The sequence below is a fragment of the Candidatus Thiosymbion oneisti genome, from assembly GCF_900092655.1.
GTDB lineage: Bacteria > Pseudomonadota > Gammaproteobacteria > Chromatiales > Chromatiaceae > Thiosymbion > Thiosymbion oneisti.
This window is the reverse complement of the sequence record NZ_FLUY01001783.1, coordinates 1-6,120: the sequence shown is the minus strand read 5'-3', so window position 1 is coordinate 6,120 and position 6,120 is coordinate 1. Positions and strand designations below refer to the sequence as shown.

The 6,120-nt window shown below is 64.9% G+C and carries 4 protein-coding genes; 2 read left to right on the top strand and 2 right to left on the bottom strand.

Annotation, left to right across the window (positions count from 1 at the left end):
• The first annotated feature begins 224 nt into the window (after positions 1 to 224).
• Entirely contained in the window at positions 225 to 935 is a 711-nt protein-coding gene (locus tag BQ17_RS18965; protein ID WP_141699377.1) for a tetratricopeptide repeat protein, read from the top strand.
• 5 nt (positions 936 to 940) lie between these two features.
• Here BQ17_RS18965 and BQ17_RS18960 read toward each other — a convergent pair whose 3' ends face one another.
• Positions 941 to 1,264, bottom strand: coding sequence for a hypothetical protein (locus tag BQ17_RS18960; protein WP_089729801.1), 324 nt, complete (start codon positions 1,262 to 1,264; stop codon positions 941 to 943).
• Here BQ17_RS18960 and yoaA point away from each other — a divergent pair.
• Entirely contained in the window at positions 1,263 to 3,188 is a 1,926-nt protein-coding gene (gene yoaA / locus BQ17_RS18955) for a DNA repair helicase YoaA (protein WP_218068355.1), read from the top strand. The two genes, BQ17_RS18960 and yoaA, sit on opposite strands and share 2 nt — an antisense overlap.
• A gap of 304 nt (positions 3,189 to 3,492) precedes the next feature.
• Here yoaA and ppk1 read toward each other — a convergent pair whose 3' ends face one another.
• Positions 3,493 to 5,730 carry a polyphosphate kinase 1 gene (gene ppk1 / locus BQ17_RS18950; protein WP_089729799.1) on the bottom strand — a complete coding sequence of 746 codons (2,238 nt, stop codon included), beginning with the start codon at positions 5,728 to 5,730 and terminating at the stop codon, positions 3,493 to 3,495.
• Positions 5,731 to 6,120: the final 390 nt, after the last annotated feature.

Here is a 6,120-nt window from a genome sequence, read left to right as displayed (position 1 = left end):
TGCGCTCACCACATCTTACGGCCCTTGCCCAACCTACAAGATCATGTTTTCGGGAGGATTTATACGCGCTCGCCCTGGCACGGGCCGATTCTCTGTGTTCTCTGTGTTCTCTGTGGTTTAAACTTCATGGACAGGCAGCTGACGCCACCGTTTTTGCGACACCCTCGAGAGGCGGGAGCGGGAGTGGATCCAGTGAGCGCATGCACGATTTAAATGGTGACCAAGTGAATAGAATAATCCTGATCATTCTGTTGGCGGCCGGCCTTGCCGCTTGTGCCCCCCCGCAACGGGTCGGCCCGCCGGCCCCCATCATAACCGCCGGTCGGTCGGCGCCCAAGCCTCCACATCCGAAGCCTAAGCCCCCCAAGCAGGAGGTAGCCAAGGTCTACCCCTATCGAGCGCCCACCTCCGAACCGGACGCCCCCACTCCGCAGAGCGCCGTTCCGGCACAGGAATCGCGTCAGGCAAAGGCCGGTCCCGGGTCCGAGCCGGCGGTCAAGTCCACGCCTGAACAGGAAACCCCGGCGCAGCCGGCAAAGGTTCCGTCCCAAGGCGCGACGCCCGCCCCGCGGGCCATAGCTGCTGCCCCCCCACCGCCGCCGACTCCGAGCCTGTCGCCGGCGGTGAGTAAGCTGGTCAAGCAGGCCGAGCGGCAGCGCCGGGTGAGGAATTACGTGAGCGCCGCGGCGAACCTGGAGCGCGCCTTGGGCCTCCAACCCCTGGAGCCCTATGTCTGGAACCGCTTGGCGCGGGTACGCATGGAGCAGGGACGCTACGCCCAGGCGCGCAATCTGGCCTCACGCTCGAATGTCCTGGCCGGGGGAAAGCAGAGCGCCCTCACGCGCGACAACCGGAACATCATCGCCGCTGCCCAGCGGGCCGATAGCGATACGGCCAGAGCCATGGAGGCCCAACGTAATGCCCGCGGCGGCTAAAGGTATCAATAAGGTTCTTTGCCGACTGGGCCGCGGATGCATTGACCGCAGAGACGCAGCGCGTTTTCGACGAGGTATGTGACTGAACGGCGGGTAGTACGGCTTGCCTGCTGCGCTCCGATCGCAGAAACCTGCTGGTGATCGTTTTCTCTGCCTCCCCAGCGTCTTAAGCGGTTCAAATGGAAAGCCAGGTCGGTCGAGTCAGGCGTGCGTTCCGGGGTCGAGTCGATCCAGGCGTGCTTTAACCCGACCGCCAAGAAAAACCACGCATCACGCGAATCCTCGCGGATTGATTCGCGCGCTTCGTCGTTTGCTCCTTCCAAAGACATGGCCGGCGGCCACCTGGATCAGATCCGAGACATCCTCGGCCCCGCGGGATTGCTCTCCGAGCGCCTGTCGGGCTATCGCCACCGTCCCCAGCAACAGGCCATGGCGGAGGCGGTAGCCGCCGCGCTGGAGGCCGGCGAGACCCTCATCTGCGAGGCCGGCACCGGCACCGGCAAGACCTTCGCCTACCTGGTCCCGGCCCTGCTCTCAGGGCGCAAGGTCCTGGCCTCCACCGGGACCCGCAATCTGCAGGACCAGCTCTTCCACCGCGACCTGCCCCTGGTCCGCGAGGTCTTGAAGGTCCCCGTACGCATCGCCATGCTCAAGGGGCGGGGAAACTACCTGTGTCGCTACCGACTGGATGTGGCCCTGCAGGACCACCGGCGCCGGTTCGTAGCGCTGCGCCGACAGCTGCTCAAGGTACGCGATTGGGCCGCGGTGACCCGCAGCGGCGACGTGGCCGAGCTCGATCTGCCCGAGGATGCCCCCGTGTGGCCGGTGGTGACCTCCAGCAGCGACAACTGCCTGGGCCAGAGCTGTCCGGACTGGGGCCATTGCCACCTGGTAGAGGCCCGGCGCCGGGCCCAAGGGGCAGATTTGGTGGTCATCAACCACCATCTGTTGTGTGCCGACCTCTCACTGCGGGACGAGGGATGCGGTGAGATCCTCCCCGGCGCGGATTGCTTCATCGTCGATGAGGCCCATCAGCTGCCGGACGCGGCAAGCAACTTCTTCGGCCTGGCGGTCAGCGGTCGCCAATTGCTGGATCTGACCAGGGACCTGGAGCTCGAGTACCGACGCGAGGCAGGTGATATCCCCGCGCTCCTCGACCGCACCGACGATCTGCGCCGCGGGGTCCTCGACCTGCGCCTGAGCCTGGGCGAGGAGGCACGGCGAGGACCCTGGAGCGAGCTGGCGGCGGATCCGGGCTCGCTCCAGGCGTTGGATACCCTGCGCACCCGCATGGGCGACCTGCACGCCGTCCTCGAGGCCCTGCAGGGGCGCGGCAAGGGACTCGACAGCTGTCTGGCCCGCAGCGCCGAGTTCGGCCGGCGTCTTACCCTCCTGGCGGAAGGCGACGACTCGGAGGACATCCGTTGGTACGAGACCCAGGGCAAGGGTTTTCGGCTTCACCAGACGCCCTTGCAGGTAGCGGACATCTTCCAGTCCCAGCGGGAACGCTACCGGGCGACCTGGATCTTCACCTCCGCCACCCTGGCCGTAGGCGAGCGCTTCGATCACTTCGCCCGCCAGCTCGGCATCGGCGACGCCCGCACGGAACGCTGGGAGAGCCCCTTCGACTATGGCCGCCAAGCCCTGTGGTTCGTACCCAAAGGGATGCCGGACCCCGCCACCGGGACCTATGGCACCGCGGTTGTGGAGCTGGCGGCACAGATCCTTGCATACAGCTGCGGTCGTGCCTTTTTGCTCTTCACCAGTCACCGCGCCCTGCGCGAGGCCGCGCCCGGGCTGGAAGCACACATCCCCTATCCGCTGCTGGTGCAGGGCAGCGCCCCCCGTGCCGAACTGCTGGATCGCTTCCGGCGCTTGGGCAATGCCGTGCTGCTGGGGACCGCGAGCTTCTGGGAAGGCGTCGACGTGCGCGGGGAGGCCCTGTCCTGCGTCATCATCGACAAGCTGCCCTTCGCCGCGCCCGGAGACCCGGTCCTCGCCGCCCGCATCGACGCCCTGCGACGCCGCGGCGGCAATCCCTTTCGGGACCTTCAGCTGCCTCAGGCGGTCATCGCCCTCAAGCAAGGGGCGGGGCGCCTCATCCGGGATGTCCGGGATCGCGGCGTGCTGGTGGTTTGCGATCCCCGCTTACTGAGTCGCTCCTACGGCCATGCCTTCCTCGCCAGCCTCCCCCCCATGCGCCGCTCTCGGGACCTGGGAGATGTGCAGGCCTTCTTCGCGGCGGAGGTCTGAGCAAAAAACGACGAATTCTTGTGCTTCCAGGATCACGATTTCGTAGATGCTGCTGTCTACCGCATAGCTCACGATCGGAATCCCGCGCGCTCCCACGCTCCAGCGTGGGGACGCCGGCTTAATCTCGCGTTCCCACGCGCCGCGTGGGAACGCGGAAGCTCCGCGCCGCGGAGAGAATCTATGGGCTGAAGGAATAACGATCATCATCAAGGTAAGCCACGGATGAACACGGATCGACACGGATGGAGACCAATCCGTGTTCATCCGTGTCTATCCGTGGTTCGATAGAGCGGGGATTGGGACCCTACCCCTGCTCCTTGTTGCTGCGCAGTCGGCGCTGGAAGTGGCCGAGCAGGCGAGAGCGGATCTTCTTCTCCTGGTGTCTCGAGGCCGCCGCCAGGCGCCGCTTGGCGACGCCGATGAGGGTCTCCTGGACGCCCTTGGCGGTATCGTCGGTCGGCCGGCGCTGGCTATAGGTGCCGTCGGACTGCATGTCCCAGGCGGAGCGTTGGTCGGCCAGCTGCGCGTCCAGGATCAGCCGCAGCTCCTGGCGCATTTCAGGATCCTCCACCGGTGCATGGACCTCCACCCGGCTCTCCAGGTTGCGCTTCATCATGTCCGCGGAGCCGATGTAATACTCCTCGTCCCCACCGTTGCGGAAATAGAGGATGCGGGCATGTTCCAGGAAGCGTCCGACGATACCCACCACCCGAGCCTTCTCGGAGAGACCCGGGAGCCCGGGCCGGAAACGGCAGGTGTCGCGCACGATGAGATCGACCGTCACCCCCGCGCGGCTGGCCTCGTAGAGGGCGCGGGTGATGTCCTTATCCTCCAGGGCATTCATCTTGATCTGGATCGACCCATCGCGTCCTGCCTCCTGGTGATGAATCTCACGCCGGATCTTCTCCAGGATGGCGTGCTTCATCTGGTAGGGTGCGACCAGGGCCTTGCGGTACCTGGGCGGCGGCGAGTAGCCCGTGATGTAGTTGAAGAGCTCGGTGATGTCCTGCCCCAGGTCCTCGTCGCAGCCCAGGATCCCTAAGTCCGTGTAGAGCTTCGAGGTGCCCGAGTGGTAATTACCGGTGCCCACGTGGTAGTAGCGGCGTAGCCGCGCATAGTCCCGGCGGACCACGAAGATCAGCTTGCAGTGGGTCTTGAAGCCCAGTACGCCATAGTTGACATGGATGCCCTCGGCCTCCAGCCGGCGCGCCCAGCGGATGTTGGCGGCCTCGTCGAAGCGGGCCTTGAGCTCCACCAGCACCGCGACCTGCTTGCCGTTGCGCGAGGCCCGAATCAGGGAGTCGAGGATCTTGCCCTCGGCCGAGGTCCGGTAAAGGGTCATCTTGATAGCCAGGACCTTGGGGTCCTCCGCTGCGGTCTCGATGAAACGCTCGACCGTGGTCGCAAAGGGCTGATAAGGATGCTGGAGCAGCAGGGGCCCGTTCTCACGGATGATGTGGAAGATGCTGCGGCGGTCCTGGGCGAGCAGCGGATGCTCGACCGGGTGATGCGGCTCGTCGTGCAGCTCGGGAAGATCCAAGGCGGCCAGCTCGAAGAGGTCGCGCATGGCCATCATGCCTTCGGTCTCGAACACATCCTCGGTTTCGTCCAGCCCCAGCTCCGCGGCCAGCATACCGCGCCGGACCGGGGCCATGCCCCGCTCCACTTCCAGCCGCACGATGGGTGCGAAGTGGCGCTCGCGCAGCTCCGTCTCGATCATCTCCAACAGGTCGCTCGCCACCTCTTCGGACGGCTCCACCATGGCGTTGCGGGTGACCCGGAACAGCTCGCAGGACTCGATCTCCATGCCCGGGAACAGCATGTCCAGGTTGTTGACCATGAGGTCATTCAGGGTCACGAAGCTATGGCCGCTGTTGATCGGTATCAGACGCTTGGAGATATCCTTGGCTACCGGCACCTTCACCCGCGCCATATGGGTCTCGCCGGCGCCGGGGAAGTGCAGGGTCACCAGCAGATTGAGCGCCAGATTGGAGATGAAGGGAAAGGGATGTGCCGGGTCCATGGCCAAAGGCGTGAGGATCGGGAAGATCTCGGTGCTGAAATGCTCGCGCAGCTGTTCCCGAGTGGCCTCCGGCAGGTCCGCGACCTTGACGATCCGGATCTCGTGGGTCTCGAGCAGAGACAAGAGCTCATCGAAGATCCGCTTCTGCTCCGCGTGCAGCTCCCGGCACACGGCATGACACTCCCTGACCTGCCGGCCGGGGGTACGCCCATCCACCGAGGTCTTGCGCACCCCGGCAGCGATCTGCTGCTTGAGTCCGCCGATCCGCTTCATAAAGAACTCGTCCAGGTTGTTACTGACGATGGCCAGAAACTTGACCCGCTCCAGCAGGGGGGTGCGGGGATCGGCCGCTTCGTGCAACACCCGGCGATTGAATTCGAGCCAGGTCAGCTCCCGGTTGAGATAGAGCGCCGGGTCTTTGAGGTCGATCTTGGAGGTCTCGGGAGATACCCGATCAGATAGGCTTTCCTCCCTCTCGGGATTGGTGTCAGGAACGGGAACGGCATGGAGCTTGTGCATGGCAGGACCTTCGGCTGATCGGGTCGGTCGGTGGGACGGTGACCACCAGTTTAACAAGCCCTGCCTGGCGATGTTTTACCACCCCGTAATCCGGAAGGAGAACCACGGATGAACACGGATCGACACGGATGGAGACCAATCCGTGTTTATCTGTGTCTATCCATGGTTCGAGATAGCGAGGATTCTCTCGTTCCCACGCGCTGCGTGGGAACGCGGAAGCTCCGCGCCGCACAGAGCATCAGGCTGGTGTCCACCATTGCGTATACACGGGAACCGAACCTGCCGGCGGTCCGGCATTATCCGGTGCGGCCCGGAAGGCGTCTGCTCTGACCGTTGCCGACAGCTGGTCATTGGGTGCGTAAGCCGTCTGAAAGACGGCGGTCCCAGCGT

Bases quoted from the DNA above. Each gene is read 5' to 3' on its own strand.
- ppk1 (WP_089729799.1), bottom strand. From the start codon at position 5,730: ATGCACAAGCTCCATGCCGTTCCCGTTCCTGACACCAATCCCGAGAGG.
- yoaA (WP_218068355.1), top strand. From the start codon at position 1,263: ATGGCCGGCGGCCACCTGGATCAGATCCGAGACATCCTCGGCCCCGCG.
- BQ17_RS18960 (WP_089729801.1), bottom strand. From the start codon at position 1,264: ATGTCTTTGGAAGGAGCAAACGACGAAGCGCGCGAATCAATCCGCGAG.